This window comes from Enterobacter sp. SA197, assembly GCF_054131575.1.
In genome coordinates, this window is sequence record NZ_CP096393.1 from 2,916,002 (window position 1) to 2,932,779 (window position 16,778).

General features: G+C 53.2%; 15 protein-coding genes. All 15 read right to left on the reverse strand.

From position 1 onward, the window contains the following. Positions 1-93 precede the first annotated feature (93 nt). The 15 genes from cheZ to cheW all read right to left on the reverse strand — a co-directional run bounded on the left by cheZ (position 94) and on the right by cheW (position 16,776). Entirely contained in the window at positions 94-738 is a 645-nt protein-coding gene (cheZ, locus tag M1D91_RS13615; RefSeq protein ID WP_437431650.1) for a protein phosphatase CheZ, read from the reverse strand. 10 nt (positions 739-748) lie between these two features. Further along, positions 749-1,138, reverse strand: a complete 390-nt coding sequence (gene cheY, locus M1D91_RS13620; protein ID WP_437431651.1) for a chemotaxis response regulator CheY — start codon at positions 1,136-1,138, stop codon at positions 749-751. Positions 1,139-1,154: 16 nt separating this feature from the next. Next, on the reverse strand, positions 1,155-2,207 hold the full coding sequence (locus M1D91_RS13625) for a protein-glutamate methylesterase/protein-glutamine glutaminase (RefSeq protein ID WP_437431652.1): 1,053 nt from the start codon (positions 2,205-2,207) through the stop codon (positions 1,155-1,157). Continuing rightward, positions 2,204-3,073, reverse strand: coding sequence for a protein-glutamate O-methyltransferase CheR (cheR, locus tag M1D91_RS13630; protein WP_437431653.1), 870 nt, complete (start codon positions 3,071-3,073; stop codon positions 2,204-2,206). The genes M1D91_RS13625 and cheR overlap by 4 nt, the downstream gene beginning before the upstream one ends. An 18-nt stretch (positions 3,074-3,091) precedes the next feature. After that, positions 3,092-4,690 (reverse strand): methyl-accepting chemotaxis protein IV, encoded by a 1,599-nt coding sequence (gene tap / locus M1D91_RS13635; RefSeq protein ID WP_437431654.1) that lies wholly within the window; start codon positions 4,688-4,690, stop codon positions 3,092-3,094. A 42-nt stretch (positions 4,691-4,732) separates the two neighbouring features. Then, entirely contained in the window at positions 4,733-6,397 is a 1,665-nt protein-coding gene (gene tar, locus M1D91_RS13640) for a methyl-accepting chemotaxis protein II (RefSeq protein WP_437431655.1), read from the reverse strand. Between the two features lie 135 nt (positions 6,398-6,532). After that, entirely contained in the window at positions 6,533-7,507 is a 975-nt protein-coding gene (locus M1D91_RS13645) for a Csu type fimbrial protein (protein ID WP_437431656.1), read from the reverse strand. After that, a complete protein-coding gene (locus M1D91_RS13650; protein ID WP_437431657.1) occupies positions 7,507-9,900 on the reverse strand; it encodes a fimbria/pilus outer membrane usher protein in 2,394 nt (797 codons plus the stop codon). The genes M1D91_RS13645 and M1D91_RS13650 overlap by 1 nt, the downstream gene beginning before the upstream one ends. Continuing rightward, positions 9,879-10,643 (reverse strand): fimbrial biogenesis chaperone, encoded by a 765-nt coding sequence (locus M1D91_RS13655; protein WP_437431658.1) that lies wholly within the window; start codon positions 10,641-10,643, stop codon positions 9,879-9,881. Before M1D91_RS13655 ends, M1D91_RS13650 begins: the two co-directional genes overlap by 22 nt. Positions 10,644-10,658: 15 nt before the next feature. Beyond that, entirely contained in the window at positions 10,659-11,138 is a 480-nt protein-coding gene (locus tag M1D91_RS13660) for a Csu type fimbrial protein (protein WP_437431659.1), read from the reverse strand. A gap of 88 nt (positions 11,139-11,226) precedes the next feature. Next, entirely contained in the window at positions 11,227-11,793 is a 567-nt protein-coding gene (locus M1D91_RS13665; protein ID WP_437431660.1) for a Csu type fimbrial protein, read from the reverse strand. A gap of 481 nt (positions 11,794-12,274) precedes the next feature. Beyond that, on the reverse strand, positions 12,275-13,384 hold the full coding sequence (locus tag M1D91_RS13670; RefSeq protein ID WP_457975805.1) for a fimbrial protein: 1,110 nt from the start codon (positions 13,382-13,384) through the stop codon (positions 12,275-12,277). A 456-nt stretch (positions 13,385-13,840) separates the two neighbouring features. Then, positions 13,841-15,037: a fimbrial protein gene (locus M1D91_RS13675; RefSeq protein ID WP_457975806.1), complete on the reverse strand. Its 1,197-nt coding sequence runs from the start codon at positions 15,035-15,037 to the stop codon at positions 13,841-13,843. 300 nt (positions 15,038-15,337) lie between these two features. Further along, positions 15,338-15,904 (reverse strand): spore coat protein U domain-containing protein, encoded by a 567-nt coding sequence (locus M1D91_RS13680; protein ID WP_437434021.1) that lies wholly within the window; start codon positions 15,902-15,904, stop codon positions 15,338-15,340. A gap of 368 nt (positions 15,905-16,272) precedes the next feature. Next, positions 16,273-16,776, reverse strand: coding sequence for a chemotaxis protein CheW (gene cheW / locus M1D91_RS13685; protein WP_437434020.1), 504 nt, complete (start codon positions 16,774-16,776; stop codon positions 16,273-16,275). Positions 16,777-16,778: the final 2 nt, after the last annotated feature.

A 16,778-nucleotide genomic window follows, 5' to 3' on the forward strand; every position in this document is an offset into this window, starting at 1 on the left:
CATGCGTTATGCCAGTCAGACGCAAGCGCCTTACCCGGCCTACAGGGCTGTAGACCGGGCAAGTGAAACGCCATCAGGCACGCTCTAGGTTTATCAGAAACCGAGGCTGTCCAGCAGGTCGTCGACCTGATCCTGGCTTGCCACCACACCGGCTTTGGTGGCGTCAAGCTGCGGACCATTGAGCAGGCCTTCGTTTTCACGTTTCGGACGTGAGGAAGGATCGGGCATGTTCTCCAGCAGCACCATCAGCAGCTGACGCTCAATCTCCTGAATCACGTCCATCATACGCTTGATAACCTGACCGGTCAGATCCTGGAAATCCTGCGCCATCATGATGTCCAGCAACTGGGCGTTAGTGAAGCTGGTATGGCCCGGTACGTCACCCAGATATTTGCGGGTATCGGTCACCAGTTCACGCGCGTCACTCAGTTCGATCGGATTTTCAAACCACTCATCCCACCGTTTAGAAAGCGTTTTGGCCCCTTTTTCCAGCGCATCCTGATGAGGCTGGGAAGCTTCTACGCTATTGAGCGCACGCTCGGCGGCCTGCGCTGTCATCTGCACCACGTAATCAAGACGATCGCGGGCATCGGGAATCGCTTCTGCCGCCTCCGCAATCGCCTGATCGAGGCCTAACTCACGCAGGCTGTCACGCAGCATACGGGTCAGGCTACCGATCCGGGCAATGATGTCGGTAGGTGAATGCTCTTCCACAGGTTTAATAGAAGGTTGAATCATCGTCCAGTCCTCACATGCCGAGTTTCTCGAAGATCTTACCGAGTTTCTCTTCCAGGGTTGCAGCAGTGAACGGTTTCACTACATAGCCACTCGCACCAGCCTGTGCCGCTGCGATAATGTTCTCTTTCTTGGCTTCTGCCGTTACCATCAGTACCGGTAATGTCGCCATGTTACCTGACGCGCGGATGGTTTTAAGCAACTCAAGGCCATCCATGTTCGGCATGTTCCAGTCAGAGATCACAAAGCCAAAGCCGCCGGCCTGAAGTTTATTCAGCGCGTCAACGCCGTCTTCGGCTTCCTCAACGTTGTTGAACCCCAGCTCTTTTAACAGGTTGCGCACGATACGACGCATCGTGGAAAAATCGTCAACAACCAGAAATTTGAGCTCTTTATCCGCCATAAAACTTCACTCCTCGTTAAATACGTATTGCCTGTCCGGCACTGATTTTCGCCAGCATCTGCTGGCTAACCTGACTGAGATCGACCACTTCGCTCACGCCACCCATATTGATGGCTTCGCGCGGCATGCCGAACACCACACAACTTGCTTCATTTTGCGCGATGGTCCAGGCCCCCGCCTGATGCATCGCTAACATTCCTGCCGCCCCATCATTGCCCATCCCTGTGAGGATAACGCCAACGGCGTTACGCCCTGCATGCTTGGCGACCGAATGAAATAGAACGTCCACGGCTGGACGATGCCGATTTACCGGCGGACCGTCGTGGATTTTTATCTGGTAGTTCGCGCCGCTTCGCGCAAGCTCCATATGTTTATCTCCCGGGGCAATATACGCATGCCCTGGCAGTACACGCTCACCGTCTTCCGCCTCTTTCACGCTTATCTGACACAACTTATTCAGACGTTCAGCAAACGAGCGGGTAAAGCCCGGCGGCATGTGCTGTGTAATCAGAATACCCGGACTTGAGAGGGGCAATGGCTGGAGTACATGACGAATTGCCTCTGTTCCTCCGGTTGAAGCCCCAATTGCCAGCAGTTTTTCCGAACTTAACAGCGGCCCCGACTTCATCAATGCCACTGGTGCGGCCGTTGGATGATGCGCGGCCAGGCGGGCACGAGAAGCCGTGCGTACCTTTTCAGCAATCATCTCGCTGTAGGCCAGCATTCCTTCACGAATGCCCAGCTGCGGTTTGGTCACAAAATCGATGGCTCCCAGTTCCAGCGCACGTAATGTGACTTCAGAACCCTTACCGGTCAAGGAAGAAACCATCACCACCGGCATGGGCCGCAGGCGCATCAGCTTTTCGAGGAAATCCAGCCCATCCATGCGGGGCATTTCCACGTCCAGCGTCAGCACGTCGGGGTTATATTTTTTTATTAAATCCCGGGCAACTAACGGATCCGGTGCCGTAGCGACCATTTCCATATCGCTATGACTGTTGATAATTTCGGTCATGATTTGACGCATCAGTGCCGAATCATCAACAGACATTACCCTGATTTTACTCATGCTTTTTCCTTACTCAGCGCATAAACGGTTTGGCCACGCAGGCTAAACTCACGCACGAGGTTGCTGAAATTCTCCGAATGCCCGGCAAAGAGTAATCCGTCAGGCTTAAGCATTGGTGCGAAACGGTGCAGTATGTCCTGCTGCGTCGTTTTATCAAAGTAAATCATAACATTACGACAAAATATCGCATCGAACGGCCCGGGGACGTTGTACTGTTTATCGAGCAGGTTCAGCGGCATAAACTCCACGTAATTTGCCAGCTCCTGGCGTACACGTACTAAACCGGAATGCGGCCCGGTTCCGCGCATGAAATAACGCTGTAGCTGCTGAGGCGACAGGGTTTTCAGCTCATCCTGGCGATAAATACCGCTGCGCGCTTTTTCCAGCACTTCCGTGTCGATGTCGCTGGCGATGACCTTAAAGCGACCTGGTGCCATGCCTAGTGCGTCCGCAAGGGTGATGGCAAGCGAATAAGGCTCTTCGCCCGTAGAGGCTGCCGCACTCCAGATACGGTACTCACCGCTGCGCTTGCGCGCATGTTCTGCCAGTACCGGGAAGTGGTGCGCTTCCCGGAAAAAGGCGGTGAGGTTGGTGGTCAGGGAGTTAATAAACGCCTGCCACTCGGCACTGTTCTGGTTCGCTTCAAGCATACTCAGGTAGCGACCAAAATCGTCCAGCCCAAGCGTGCGCAAACGGCGCACCAGACGGTTGTAAACCATGTCCCTTTTGTGATCGGCGAGCACAATCCCGGCTCGCTGATAAATCAATTGACAGATTCGACGAAAATGCGCGTCAGACAGCGCGAGGCGCTGGGTCATCTGTTGCAATATGGATGACGATTGCCCACTGGGCAGCGATGTTGTCATGGCGCGTTCTCACCTGGTTTATGATGCAACAGGCACGCCCTCAGGCGGTGCCACTTCGGGTGCTGAAACATGGTTTTCAACTTTAAATACTGCAACCAGCGAGGTCAGATGATCCGCCTGGTGGGCGAGTTGATCGGTCGCTGCAGCCGCTTCTTCAACTAACGATGCGTTCTGCTGTGTGACCTGATCCATCTGACTGACGGCCAGCGCGACTTGCTCAATGCCACGGCGTTGTTCATCCGATGCTGAAGCAATGTCGCCCATGATGTCGTTCACCTGCGTGACCGAACGGACAATTTCCATCATGGTTTGCGCGGAGGTATCCACCAACGCTGACCCTTGCTGCACACGCGAGACCGAGTCTTCTATCAACCCTTTTATTTCTTTTGCCGCCTGTGCGCTTCGGCTGGCAAGGTTACGCACCTCACCGGCCACCACGGCGAAGCCGCGGCCCTGCTCACCGGCACGCGCCGCTTCCACTGCAGCGTTGAGTGCCAGAATGTTTGTCTGGAAGGCGATACCATCAATCACGCTGATGATGTCGCCAATTTTTTGCGAGCTGGTGGCAATCTCGTGCATGGTGTTTGCCACATTAGCCGCCTGTTGCCCGCCTTTACGTGCTGTCTCGGCAGCCCCCTGTGCCAGGCCTGACGCCTGACGGGCGTTGTCGGCATTCTGACCGACGGTCGCCGTTAACTCTTCCATGCTTGCCGCAGTTTGTGCGAGCGAAGCGGCCTGCTGTTCGGTGCGTGCCGACAGGTCATTATTCCCCGCAGCGATTTCCGAAATACCGGTATGCATTGCATAGCTGCCGTGCCGGACGTCGGTTACCGTCGTGCGCAACGACGACTGCATTTTTTTCAGGCTGGCAAAAATGGCGGAAATTTCATTTTTACCAAATACCGCAATCGGACGCGCCAGATTCCCCTGCGAAATGCTGTCAAAGTGGCTGCTGATGATTGCCAGCGGCTGCACGATCATTTTGCGTGACCAGAACAGTGCGCCGGAGGTCAGCAGCGCGGCCAGAATCACCACCACCACAAAAATCACGGCGGAGCGCTGGTAATTATTCTGTCCGTCCGCTTTCGCTGTCCGCACAAAGCTGTCGATATGCGTCTGCCAGGCAGCAAAATTCTTATCAAATGCCTCCTGCGATTGTTGCACCGGCGCGGTCATAAAATCTGACAGCTGGTTATTCTCAAGCCAGGTCGCCTGGTGCTCCAGATCGCCATGCCAGGCGCTGTAGGCCACTTTTGTGACCGCCTGCAGGGTTTTGCCATCTTCGGTTAATACCGGAATGGCAAGGAATGCCTGCAGTGTTGCGTCCGCCTGCGAAAGAAAGCCTTTGGCCTGCGCCATCAGACCCTTAACCTCCTCCGGTGGGTAGGCCAGCGCGGTCAGGGTTCCGGCTTTGTTCAGTGCCGTACTCGCCTGCAACAACAGTGAGCGCGTCATCATCAGGGTACTGCGCTGCTGGTTACTTTTTTCGAGTTCTTCCAGATGGCCAGTACTTTCACGAAACGCCCAAAACGATAGCCCGTTACTCCCAACCTGCAAAACGCCACAAATAATCAAAATCAGAAAAAGTGTTGTCGAGATACGAATACGGTTTAACATCCACGCTCCCATCAGGCGGCATCCGACCGCCGTGATTATCCATTAAAAGGTTTCCCAATTATCATCTTGTCCGGTTGAGAGCTGGCGTGGTCTGGCACCTGTCGGAACGTTAACAGCTGCCGGATTAAGCGAACGCTGAGCCGGGGTTCCGGGTACAGTAGAGAGTCTGAAAGCGGAGACCGTCCTGGTCAGGCGGCTGGCTTGTTCTTCTAATGCTGCAGCGGCAGCTGCAGATTGTTGCACCAGTGACGCGTTCTGTTGCGTGACGCGGTCCATTTCAGACACCGCCAGCGCAACCTGATCGATGCCCCGGCTCTGTTCATCAGACGCCGACGCAATCTCACCCATAATGTCGTTCACGCGGGTCACCGCACTGACGATATCGTTCATGGTCTCCCCGGCGCTTTCCACCAGTTCCGAACCGGTATTCACGCGGGAGACGGAGTCCTCAATTAAGGCTTTAATCTCTTTTGCGGCCTGAGCACTGCGGCTGGCGAGATTTCGCACCTCACCGGCGACCACGGCAAAGCCCCGTCCCTGCTCACCGGCGCGGGCCGCTTCTACCGCGGCATTAAGCGCCAGGATATTGGTCTGGAAGGCGATACCATCGATGACGCTGGTGATGTCAGAAATTTTCTGCGAGCTGGCGGCGATGTCGTGCATGGTTTTTACCACGCCATCAACCACTTTTCCGCCGTGCCCGGCGGTATCCGAGGCGCTTTTCGCCAGCAGCGAGGCCTGACGGGCGTTTTCGGCGTTCTGTTTCACCGTCGCTGTCAGCTCTTCCATGCTGGCGGCAGTCTCTTCCAAGGCTGACGCCTGCTCTTCCGTGCGGGATGAGAGGTCGTTATTGCCGGCGGCAATTTCGCTGGTCCCGGCGTGGATGGCATCAGAACCGGCACGAACGCTGGTGACAGTGTCAATGAGCGAACGCTGCATATGATCCACGCTGTGAGCAAGATCGGTAATTTCGCTGCGCCCTTCCACCACCAGGTTATGCGCCAGATTGCCGCCTGCAATTTCACGGATGTGCCTGATTACGGCACTTAACGGAGCCAGCAGAATGCGGCGAATGCCCTCCCAGACCAGAATCAGCACCACAACTAACGCCAGCGCCAGCGCAGCCATCTGCCATTTTGCAAACTGGTAATCGCTTACGCTTTCGTCATAAGCCTGGTGGTAGAGGGATTCACTGAGCGTTGCATAATTCTTTAAGGCTTCACCGAGGCCATTTTGCATACCCTGAGTCGGCTGGGCGAAATACCCGTCCATGTTGCCGTTTTCCAGGAACTGCACCAGTTCGGTGAGGCCGGCAGCATAGGTTTTGTACTTTTCATCAAGCGTCTGACGGGCCTGATCCATTTCAGCGACCACCGGCAAAGCGCGGAAGCGGTCGTAGTGTTTGCCGGCTTCAGCAAGACTGCTTTTCGCGCTGTTGAGAAGGTCGGTTTTGGCACTGCTCTGCTGATTATTCGCATCCATCATCATGCGTGCGGATGAACGGCTGAGGTTGATACGCGTCTGCAGCATCAGCTCCCATGTTTTACCGAGTTCAGTCTGCTGCTCCCTGAGATCGTTGGAGACCGCAAAGCTTTGCTGATTTTGTTTAAGCGACGAGAAAAAAAGGCCGCCAGAGAGCAACTGGAGCAGCGCAAAGACAACCAGCACACTCATCAGCATTGTGACAACGCGAATACGGTTCAACATATGACACCTTCCCGAAAACTTGTTATCGAGGTTATCGGCAAAGGCCAACGGAACTTTACATTTGCGAAAAGGAATTACATATAGGCTGCATTATCTCCAGGACAGGTTATCTTCGCCTGCCCCGGAGATGAGGGATTAAAGGCCGATATCGATGGTCAGCGTGTCGCTGTAGACGCCTCCGGGCGGGGTTATCTGGTTCGGCAGGACCTGCGCCGTATAGTTAAAGGTGCGCAGTGTGCCATCGCTGCTGACCGCCGATGAGATTGCGCTGGCCCAGCGCTCAGAGCCAGTCGATCCCCAGCGCGATGTGGTGCTGCCTTTATAAATTTCATAGCTCAGACGGTTGGTCGCCCCGCTCGCCATTCTGCGCACGTTACCGCTGGCGTTCAGGCCATTGTTGATGCCGACCGTGTAGGCATAATCTTTGGTGCAGGTGACCCCTACCGACTGCGAGATGGTCGGGAAACTTTTTGCCACTGGCGCGCTCCCGAAGGCAACCGCCGGAGCGGTAATGGTCGTGCAGTCATTGGCGACGGTCATGTTGACCGTGAGCGTCAGGGGGAGATTACCCACCTGATTAGTGGCGCAACCAATCACCCCTTCGGCGCAGATACTGTAATAAAGATTTAACGTCATCACACCCTGGTAAGTCCCTGCCGACACGGTCTGCCCGGTCACCGTGCGTAAAAAGAGGGGTAAGGTGTAACGTTTTGAGCCAAGCAACGTCAGTAGCACGCCGCCGGTCCAGGTATACCCCTTAATTCGCGATATCTCACTGGCGGCGCTGCAGGTATTAAGACCGCATAATCTAAAGGCGATGGCGTCGGTCGAGGCGGTGGCATCCGTGCGTCTCATGACGGCCCGATCGCCAACAAACGGCGTCGGCGAGATGGCGGTTAAGGTCACGGAATCATTAGTGAGCAGGGTTAAGGTGCTGTCGCAATCGAGAAGTAAGTTGAGGGTTGTCGTCTGCTCGTTGGTATTGAGCACAAAGGAGCTGACCTGGGTTCCCAGCGACGGGCTGGCATTAGAAAAGTTAGCCCGACAGGCGGACCTGGCGTGTGGAATGCTGATGAGCAGCAATACCAGGGTGAGGAATACCTTGCGCATCAGTTGCTCCTCCTGCAGGTCAGGGGTCCGTAGGTTTGTAATTTATGCTCCGGGTTCGGGTCGAGCGTAAAGCGGGCGACACAGCGCGAACCGTCCGGCAGCCTGACGTTAAGCACGCTGGACTCCTCCAGATTTTCAATCCACGCAATGCCATCGTAGCCCACGACCGCCGTTGGCTTCCCTTCCCGACTGACCTGGCTTGTCACCGGTACAGGGTCACCCTGCTCATCATGCAAAATAACGTTTGCCACCCGCTCCTGCTCCATCGGGAACTCAACCAGATACCCCGTGTGACGACGTAAGGCCACACGGCGTTCGGTCTGGGCGATGCTGGTATCTGCGGGTAAATTCAGGGTGTTAATGCTGTAGGTTGCCGGATAATAGGACGACACGCCGCTTATCAGCAGATACCCATTTTTGTTGGTTTTGCCCACGGGCTGATTCTCGTAATTGACCGGAATATCAGGCTGTCCCCCGGTACTGACCACCACAAACGCATCATTGATTCTATTGGCGGCCAGCAGCTCATTGTCCATCATAACCAGCGATCCCATCACCTCTCCCCACCAGGTACGCATGCCGGTGTAGCCATACAAGCCCCCTTGCATCTCCACATTGTTGTTACGCCAGCCGAGCGTCCCCTGCTGGTAGCTATCACCTTCACTCTGGCGACCTAGCGACAGGTTCCAGCTCAGTCCCCCGTCGGATGGCATCGAATGGCTGTAATTCACACGCTGCGCATTGCCATAATCGGGCGTTTTTTCGAGGCTGAAGGTGGCGTTATCTCGTTCACCCAGTGGGATCTGAATCGCCATCGCCATCGTCCAGTCCCCACGCTGCTTATCATGGCTGCCGGAAACATAAAGGCTACTGGCGCCCCAGAGACTCTTGCTCCAGGAGAGGTTGAGCAGTTCAGTTTTGCTGTTGTCAAAGCTTTGCACCCCGATCCAGGCGGCACCGACTGTGCCATAGTCACCGAGAGTAAAAGAGAGTGAATACTGGTCAGTATTGCGACTGAGACTGGCGACGGGCTGGGCGCTTCTGTTGGTGGCGCTGGCGTAGTAATAGTTCTGGTCATAGAGCGCCAGGTTGCCAAACCCACGATCGCGCCGGATATGCTGGGTGGCAATACTAAAGGCGCTGGTACTGTACTGATAGCCCCAGTTGAACTGGCTACCACTTTCTTCACGCATCCGGCTTTCTGTCCAGGCGGTGTTCACTACCCCAAGACGCCCTGCTTTGATGACCGCACCGGCCCCGCCCAGCGCCAGCTCCTGGGCACCTTCACCATGTGCTTCAAGCGTCAGGTAGTCGGTCAGTCCATAGCGGTAAGAGCCGCTCCCCACCAGCGGGCCGTAATCAAAATTATCAAGACCGTAGTTGCGGCGCAGGCTGCCTACGGTCAGCGCACCGTCGTGAAGCCCGGCTTTGAGCAGATCGCTTGCGACATAAAAAGGCATGGTGGTACTCACCTGCCTGCCGAGCGCATCCGTGGTGACCAGAACGGCATTGCCTGCCCCGTTAATGTAGGGGAGATTCGTCAGGGTAAAGGGGCCGGGCTCAAGCTGTCTTGAACCGGCGCGGTAGCCGTTAATGAACACATCCACCGAGGTTGGCACCGCAGCCTCCCCGGAAAACGACGGAATCGGCCAGGTAACTAAATCAGGGCGTAAGGAAAAATCACGGCCGTAGCTTATGCCGCCCACGCGCACGCTGCTGCTCCAGCTCAGGGCATCTGAGATAACGTCCCCCACGCTGATTTGCGTGGCATTATCTTCGTTGGTAAATAACAGCGAGGTGTCGTAACGCGTGTACCCCTCCTGTTGTGCAGCGTCACCCGACAGACGGGAAATCCAGGTACCGGTGGTCGAAAGCGAAGCATTGCCTGCAAAAAAGCGGTATTCATGCCACAACGAGGCCTGACCACCGATCTGTTCGGTATTGCTGGTGTAGAAGTCGTAGTTCAGCAGGGAACCACGGCCATAAAACAGCTCGCTCCGCTCCTGTTCACCATTAAACGCGGTAAAGCGTTCAGGCAACCATTCACGAGGCATAAAGAGCAATAGCCGCTGCCCTGCACTGTCGTAGTCGGTACGGACGTTCGCTAACGCCGACACATTGACCTCCCCCTGTGGCAGATGTTCAGCCGGGATCCCTGCGCGTTGCAGGTCGGCGCTGGCAACAAAATACGCCCCCGCTCTGCGCGTTACCGGGACGACCTGCTGTGTATCGTAATGGTTCAGCACCAGGTTTAAATGAAAAACGGCGTCTTCATTTATCGCCTGGGCATCGGGAGGCGGTGGCAGTGCGTCATCCCCTTCCTGCGCCTGTACAGAGACTGCATGAACCAGCAGGAGCATCGCCGGGATAATTACCTGGCGGAGGACTGCCATTCACTATCCCGCGCATTGATTTTTGCTTTCAGCTCAACCGGGGCTGGCAAATTAGCCGGAAGCGGCCAGGTGCGCGTGCCGCCGGGCAGAACGTAGCCCAGAAGCCCCTCGGCAACCGGGCGTAATTGTCCCCCCTGCCGCCCTGTAACGTCCGTCAGGCGGACGTGAACCTTGCCGCTGTTGCGTACCTCAAGCGCAGGCCTACCGTTATCCCTAACCACCTGCCAGCTCAAATCCCCAGCTTCAACCAGTGCATGACTGGCGCTGTCCGGGTAAGTGGTAATGCCCTGACCATAAACAAAGAGCGGGATCGAATAGCGCATCTGCAACTTGATGCCAATCTGCGGCGTGGTGGCGTTAACTGGCTGAGGGATTTCGTCAACAATAATCCGATACGCCTGTTCAACACCCGCCGGAACCTGGGTCTGTTTAATCAGGCGGATAAGCTGCTTCGATCCCTTCTGAATGGTTACTATCGGCGGACTGGCCACTACATCGGTTTGCTGTTCGTAACGTTCGTTGCCCGCAATCTGCTGCCAGCGCACAATGCGCACCTGCATGGTTGCCGGGCTGTCGCCCTGGTTCTGGATCCACAATTCCGTGGCTTTGGTCTCTGCGCCAAGCCAGGGATCAATGGGCCAGAGCAAGATTGTGGCCGCCGCCTTTGCCTCTCCTGTCGCGATACTCAGCGACGCCACCAGTAACCATCCAGCCGCACGTGCGGCGCCCGAGGTGACGCTCATATCCCTTCTCCCTTATTACCATGACAAGGTCACGGTCAGTTGATCTGTATAGGTTCCCGCAGGCGTTAATGCGGTAAGCTGCGCAGCGCCAAAGATGCTGAGCGCAATCGCGTTGGCATCGGTATAGCTAATCGCGACGGGCTGTGTTGTGATTTCCGAGTTGGCTGCCAGTGAACTGCTGGTGTAAAGCCTGTAGGGCACACGCTGTGTTCCCCCCGCGCGTTGTAAATTGCGGACCGAAGCGTAATTGACGCCATTATCAATTGTCATGCTGAGCGCCACTCCCGGCGTACAGGCGAGAGACAACGCCGCATTTGGTACAAAACTGGTGCTTACTCGTCCGCTTTCAGCCCCGGTATGGGTGCCAAAGTTCAGGCTACCCAGCACGCCGCCCGCGCCGCTGGTAACGGAACACCCTGGGGTGATGGTTGCCCCCACAGTAAATGTCTGCTGTGAAATCGTCAGGGCGACTGCATTCTCCGGCCTTACCGTCATGCATATGACCAGCCCGAAAAAAAGGTGCAGCAATCTGTGGCTTCTCACGCAAGAAGCACTCTTACCTTTCACCCACATTGTGGTGTTATCAGTACGTCACGTTCACATTCAGGGTATCGGTGTAGGTACCAGGAAGGACCGTTACGCTGTTTCCGCCCCCCTGAATACGGCCGTACAGCGTGTAGGAGTCAATGCCGTTAGCGGTTGAGGTACGTGGAATATTGGTGTTATTGCCAATTTCATTACTGAATGCGCTGTCGCTGTAGACGCTATAGGCCACGCCCTGGGTATTTGCCGCCGTGCGCAGGTAACGTGGCGTCGCGCCCGGTGTGCCCACCGTCGACCCTGGGGTGGCCGAGTTGGTATTGCCAATAATCTGCACCGTGTAACTTGTGGTGGTGCACTGAATGGTAAAGGTGCTCCCTCCTGCACCCGTCGCCGATAATTGCGTTGTTAATTCGCTGAAGGTAGCGGGATGCTCACCGAAGTTCAAAGTACCGAAGTTAATGCCCGATTGAGAAGGAGAGCCATTTATCAGGCAACCATTAGAAAGCGTTAGGGTCGCGCCAATGGTGCCTGAGCTGGTGACAGCGCTGGCATTATTTACCGAGAGCGCAACCATCCCTACCATCATAACAAAGCGTATTCTTTGCATTCTGAACCTCCGAAATGACGCGTGTTTATTTTAAAAAATACTTTCAAGCGGCGAACACGCAATTTACCAGCAGCAATAACAAAATTTAGTTGAATAACGGGAGAACAACCACTGCGCGGGAATAGAAAGCGATGCGGCACGACTGAATTTAAAAATCATATCAATCAATGTATTAGCACCATTTAAAAACCACATGTGCGTCCATGCAAAAGATATATCTCAAACCATGTGACCTTTATCACATTAAATCACCTCTGTAATAAAAAGGAAGTAGCCTGAATTCATTAAGTCGTAGTGTCACTTAAATTAATTATTTTTTATCCCTCAGTCATGTCATCATTAATGCTTATTGACGGTCACATCATATATTTTAAATTGCGATTAACTGAGAATAGTGCAATTAATTTACCGGGAGGCTGACGCGGATCATACGCTCTGAGTAGTGCTTCAGCTCCCGGTGAAGAAAGGGTATTGGCAGCGGTTAATTATAACTTGCCACAATCTCTATCGAAGAATTCGCCGTCCCTGCCGAGACCGTTCCCGTGGTGCGAATGTAGCGGGCAGCCATTTTAATGGTCTCAGTCGTGGGCGTACTGCTGCTGGAGTAAGTTTTTGTCGTATAGCCCGTGGCTGCAATATCACCCGGCTTGACGGGTTGATTAAATGTTACCGGACTTCCCGGCGTTAAGCCTGTTGACTGGGAGGTCGCTCCCCAGGCGAGCTGAATACCAAAGCCTGTTGCCGTACTGCCACTGTCCAGCGCAATAACGCCACTGTTGGTGCCGACCTCGCTGGTTCTGGGTAGGACGGTCAGGACAAGGCCTTTATTTGGCGTGTTAGCAGTGATTCCGCTGATCGCATTGCTCGAATTGAGAGAATAGACCGGGTTATAGCCCCAGGCTTTAGGGCACTGCAGGGTAAAGGTGGCGTCCTTCCAGTCAGAGACCGACACGCCCACATCATGTTTACCCATGTCCACCTTTTTAAGGGCAAAGTTACAGGTGCCAGGGTAAGCGGTTAATGAACCATTAAACTGTTTGGACATGATGAACCAGCTCGTTGGGTAAGCGGGATCATAGCCATTATTTGGCGGTGGCGGGAGCATGGTATTCCCGGGCGGAATATCCAGGATTACATTCATTGTCGGTCCGGTAAAGGTTACCAGACCATTTATCGGTAATTCACTCCCGCCGTTTGAGGGCGGTATCTTCCAGAGCGTAGCTTCCACGCTTAACGCGTTATATGAAAGACTCGTCCAGCGATACTGGGTTCCCATCCCCCCCGCATTGAGAACGGTAGGGTTTGCGGAAGTACCGATAGAACTGGTGGGTGTTGCCGCATTGCCCATTGCAACTTTAAATGAGATACCCACGCTCGCTTCTGAGGTAGGAAATATCCATACACCGTTATACATCGTAGGTTGTTTGCCATTATAGGGCACGACGTACCCGACAGTGTTCACGCTGTAGGCAGAGCTCATATCGCACTGGGCATTACCACTCCAGCGAAAAAATGACCATGTCGCGAGTTTAGACCAGCCCGCGGTGTTGCCTTCACCACCACTGGTTATTGGCAGGTTTTGCACAGGCATCGTAAAGCTCTCAAGAGGAGAGCCACCGGAGCACTGTATGTTTATTGCATAAACCCTGGAACCACACAAACTTGCTAAAAATAGTAATGCTATAAATGGCCGCATCTTTTCCCCCTCGCGCGAACTATCGAGGGGGATAATAAAAGGCACAGGAACAGTCAGAAAATAAATTATAAGATGGATTACCACCTCAAACCATGCGTTCAGCGACACAACACATTGATATTAACCATCTGAAATATTAATAAAATCACCATGTTTTACGGAAGTGTTAAAACGAGAAAATTATAAGTTTTACCTTCCTGGCGGAGAACTCCTTTTTTGTAAAAAAACAGAACATTTTATATAGTAAATATTTAATCGAAACAGTACGCATAAAAATATCAACCGTAACCGCTGGTTATTAAAAACTATTTACGGTTTCGCCCGAACAAAAATTTTCGGGCGTGAAGTAACTTAATTATAACTTGCCACAATCTCTATCGAAGAATTTGCCGTCCCTGCCGAGACCGTTCCCGTGGTGCGAATGTAGCGGGCAGCCATTTTAATGGTCTCAGTCGTGGGCGTACTGCTGCTGGAGTAAGTTTTTGTCGTATAGCCCGTGGCTGCAATAACACCCGGCTTGACGGGTTGATTAAATGTTACCGGACTTCCCGGCGTTAAGCCTGTTGACTGGGAGGTCGCTCCCCAGGCGAGCTGAATACCAAAGCCTGTTGCCGTACTGCCACTGTCCAGCGCAATAACGCCACTGTTGGTGCCGACCTCGCTGGTTCTGGGTAGGACGGTCAGGACAAGACCCTTATTTGGCGTGTTAGCAGAGGTTCCGCTGATCGCATTGCTCGAATTAAGAGAATAGACCGGGTTATAGCCCCAGGCTTTAGGGCACTGCAGGGTAAAGGTGGCGTCCTTCCAGTCAGAGACCGACACGCCCGCATCATGTTTACCCATGTCCACCTTTTTAAGGGCAAAGTTACAGGTGCCAGGGTAGACCGTAAGCGCACCACTGACTGCTTTTGACTGCATAACCCAACTATTTGAATAAGCAGAAGTACCGTTGTCGGGTGCTGTCAGACTATTGCCAGGCGGGACATTCACCACCTCATAAAGTGTGGGGCCAGTAAACTGTAATGCACCACTGAGTGGAATTTCACTTCCCCCTCCCGAGGCCGGAATTTTCCAGAGTGTAATTTCAGCCGCCAGAGGGTTATCACTAAGGCTTGTCCAGTGATAATAACTGGTTGCGCCGCCGGGGTGAATGATGGCGGGGCTATCTTTCGTTCCGGTCTGGTATCCGGGTGACGATAATCCTGTTTTAAACGAAATACCCACGCCATTGACGGAGGTAGGGAATATCCATATACCTGAATAAGAAAGGGGTTGTTTATTATTGTATGGCTCTATGTATGTTACGGTCTGCATTTGCAGGTTGCCATTTATGTTGCACTGGGCACCCGTTCCTGACCAACGAAAGTAGGTCCAGGTCGCGAGTTTGGTGTATCCAGAAACATCACCTTCTCCACCGGCCGTGATAGACTGACTCTGAACTGGCAACACGACATTCTCAAGTGGCGAACCGCCTGAGCAGTTTACATTTAGCGCATGAGCACTCATAGAAACGTACAGAAATGCGAGTAACAAAAGCCTATGCTTCATTAACGCCCCCTATCAACCCAAAATAAGGAGATAATATTAGGGCAAAGGAACAGTCAGAAAATAAATTAGATCTTGCCAAAATGACTTACTTTGTTGCCATGCAGAGACAAACCAGGGCGTCAGTGTTTAAAAATCATTATGATAGTGGGTGATTTCCTGCAGCGTTAATAACGTCAGGCGAGATTCTATTTTCTTAAATAAAAAAGCACATTATTTTTTTGTAAATAAAGCCCGCTTTTTGCAAGTAAAATAATGTTTCGCTTGTCATGCTTTAGCGGCAAAGGTATTACCCAAAGCCCGTCAATAAATTACGCTTACATTGAGGGTATCGGTATATATACCAGGGATGACGGCAGCGTTATTTCCCTCGGCGAGAATACGTCCGTATAAGGTGTAATAATCGACGCCATCCGCCGTTGATGCACGGGGCAAAGGCATGTTGTTGCCAACTTCAGAACTGAAATTACCGTCGCTATAAAGTCGGTAGGCCACGCCCTGCGTTCTGTTGGTCGCGCTCATCAAATAACGTGCTGTACCGCCCGGTACCCCAATTGTCGTGGCTGGCGGCACGGTGTTGGTATTACCCGTAATAACAACGGCATAACTGTCGGTCGTGCACTGCACGCCGATGGCATTTGCCGCCTTTCCGCTTCCGGCAAGCTGGGTTGAGAGTTGGGAAAACGACGTTGGGCTGTCACCGAAATTAAGGCTACCGAAATTAATCCCGTTCTGATTCGACGTGCCATTAATCAGGCATCCATTGGTAAGCGTCAGACTTACTCCAATGGTTCCGCTGCTGACGGCGGCAAAGGTTAACGGCACCGGTAAGGCGGCCAGAAGTGTTGACAGGAGTAAATATTTCTTCATTCTACCGCTCCGGAAATGGCGTAAGTTATTTATAACCATTTAACAAACTGAAAAAATTAGCATTTCCATCGCGGCTGGTTAAAGCATGCGCTTAACCAGAGAGATCACTATGTGACTGGCGTAAATGTGTTTCCCGTTGTCGGTCATTGCAGTTGCTATTGCGGAACTGAAACAGGAGCAGGTATTTACGTCTGCCATCATTGAGAAGAATAATATAATAAGTTAAGCAGTATTAAAATGTGATTTACATTCGCTTAACTATAAAACCACTTCAATATGACAGGCGAACCAAAGAGAGATGACGCACAGCGTCGTGGCAGGAGAGAGGATGAAATGCTCTTCCGCCTGGGGCGGAAGAGCATTATGCATTACGCGACCTGCGTCGTTGCAATATCCAGAAGTGCCATTTCATCGCTGTTCAACAGCTTCTCGATATTTACCAGAATCAACATACGGTCACCCAGCGCACCCAGTCCCGTCAGGTATTCCGTTGACAGCGTGACGGCGAACTCTGGTGCCGGACGAATCTGGTCCGAAGCCAGTGATAGTACGTCGGAGACGCCATCCACGACGATGCCGACCACACGCTGACCAAAGTTCAGCACGATAACCACGGTGTTGTCGTTATACTCGACTTCGGTCTGGCTGAACTTCACGCGCAGATCGACAATCGGCACAATCACACCACGCAGGTTAGTCACGCCTTTGATAAAGTCAGGTGTATTGGCAATGCGGGTGACCTGATCATATCCCCGAATTTCCTGAACTTTGAGAATATCGATACCGTACTCTTCATCGCCCAGGGTAAATACCAGGAATTCCTGACCTGATGGCTCGCCCGCCAGTTTTGTTACATTACTCATACCGGTCATGT

What these genes read in the sequence shown, in the direction of transcription:
- M1D91_RS13645 (WP_437431656.1), bottom strand. Translation starts at nt 7,507, where the DNA reads ATGCGCAAGGTATTCCTCACCCTGGTATTGCTGCTCATCAGCATTCCA.
- M1D91_RS13650 (WP_437431657.1), bottom strand. Translation starts at nt 9,900, where the DNA reads ATGGCAGTCCTCCGCCAGGTAATTATCCCGGCGATGCTCCTGCTGGTT.
- tap (WP_437431654.1), bottom strand. Translation starts at nt 4,690, where the DNA reads ATGTTAAACCGTATTCGTATCTCGACAACACTTTTTCTGATTTTGATT.
- cheR (WP_437431653.1), bottom strand. Translation starts at nt 3,073, where the DNA reads ATGACAACATCGCTGCCCAGTGGGCAATCGTCATCCATATTGCAACAG.
- M1D91_RS13675 (WP_457975806.1), bottom strand. Translation starts at nt 15,037, where the DNA reads ATGAAGCATAGGCTTTTGTTACTCGCATTTCTGTACGTTTCTATGAGT.
- M1D91_RS13670 (WP_457975805.1), bottom strand. Translation starts at nt 13,384, where the DNA reads ATGCCTGTGCAAAACCTGCCAATAACCAGTGGTGGTGAAGGCAACACC.
- M1D91_RS13660 (WP_437431659.1), bottom strand. Translation starts at nt 11,138, where the DNA reads ATGACGGTAAGGCCGGAGAATGCAGTCGCCCTGACGATTTCACAGCAG.
- M1D91_RS13680 (WP_437434021.1), bottom strand. Translation starts at nt 15,904, where the DNA reads ATGAAGAAATATTTACTCCTGTCAACACTTCTGGCCGCCTTACCGGTG.
- M1D91_RS13665 (WP_437431660.1), bottom strand. Translation starts at nt 11,793, where the DNA reads ATGCAAAGAATACGCTTTGTTATGATGGTAGGGATGGTTGCGCTCTCG.
- M1D91_RS13655 (WP_437431658.1), bottom strand. Translation starts at nt 10,643, where the DNA reads ATGAGCGTCACCTCGGGCGCCGCACGTGCGGCTGGATGGTTACTGGTG.
- cheW (WP_437434020.1), bottom strand. Translation starts at nt 16,776, where the DNA reads ATGACCGGTATGAGTAATGTAACAAAACTGGCGGGCGAGCCATCAGGT.
- cheZ (WP_437431650.1), bottom strand. Translation starts at nt 738, where the DNA reads ATGATTCAACCTTCTATTAAACCTGTGGAAGAGCATTCACCTACCGAC.
- cheY (WP_437431651.1), bottom strand. Translation starts at nt 1,138, where the DNA reads ATGGCGGATAAAGAGCTCAAATTTCTGGTTGTTGACGATTTTTCCACG.
- M1D91_RS13625 (WP_437431652.1), bottom strand. Translation starts at nt 2,207, where the DNA reads ATGAGTAAAATCAGGGTAATGTCTGTTGATGATTCGGCACTGATGCGT.
- tar (WP_437431655.1), bottom strand. Translation starts at nt 6,397, where the DNA reads ATGTTGAACCGTATTCGCGTTGTCACAATGCTGATGAGTGTGCTGGTT.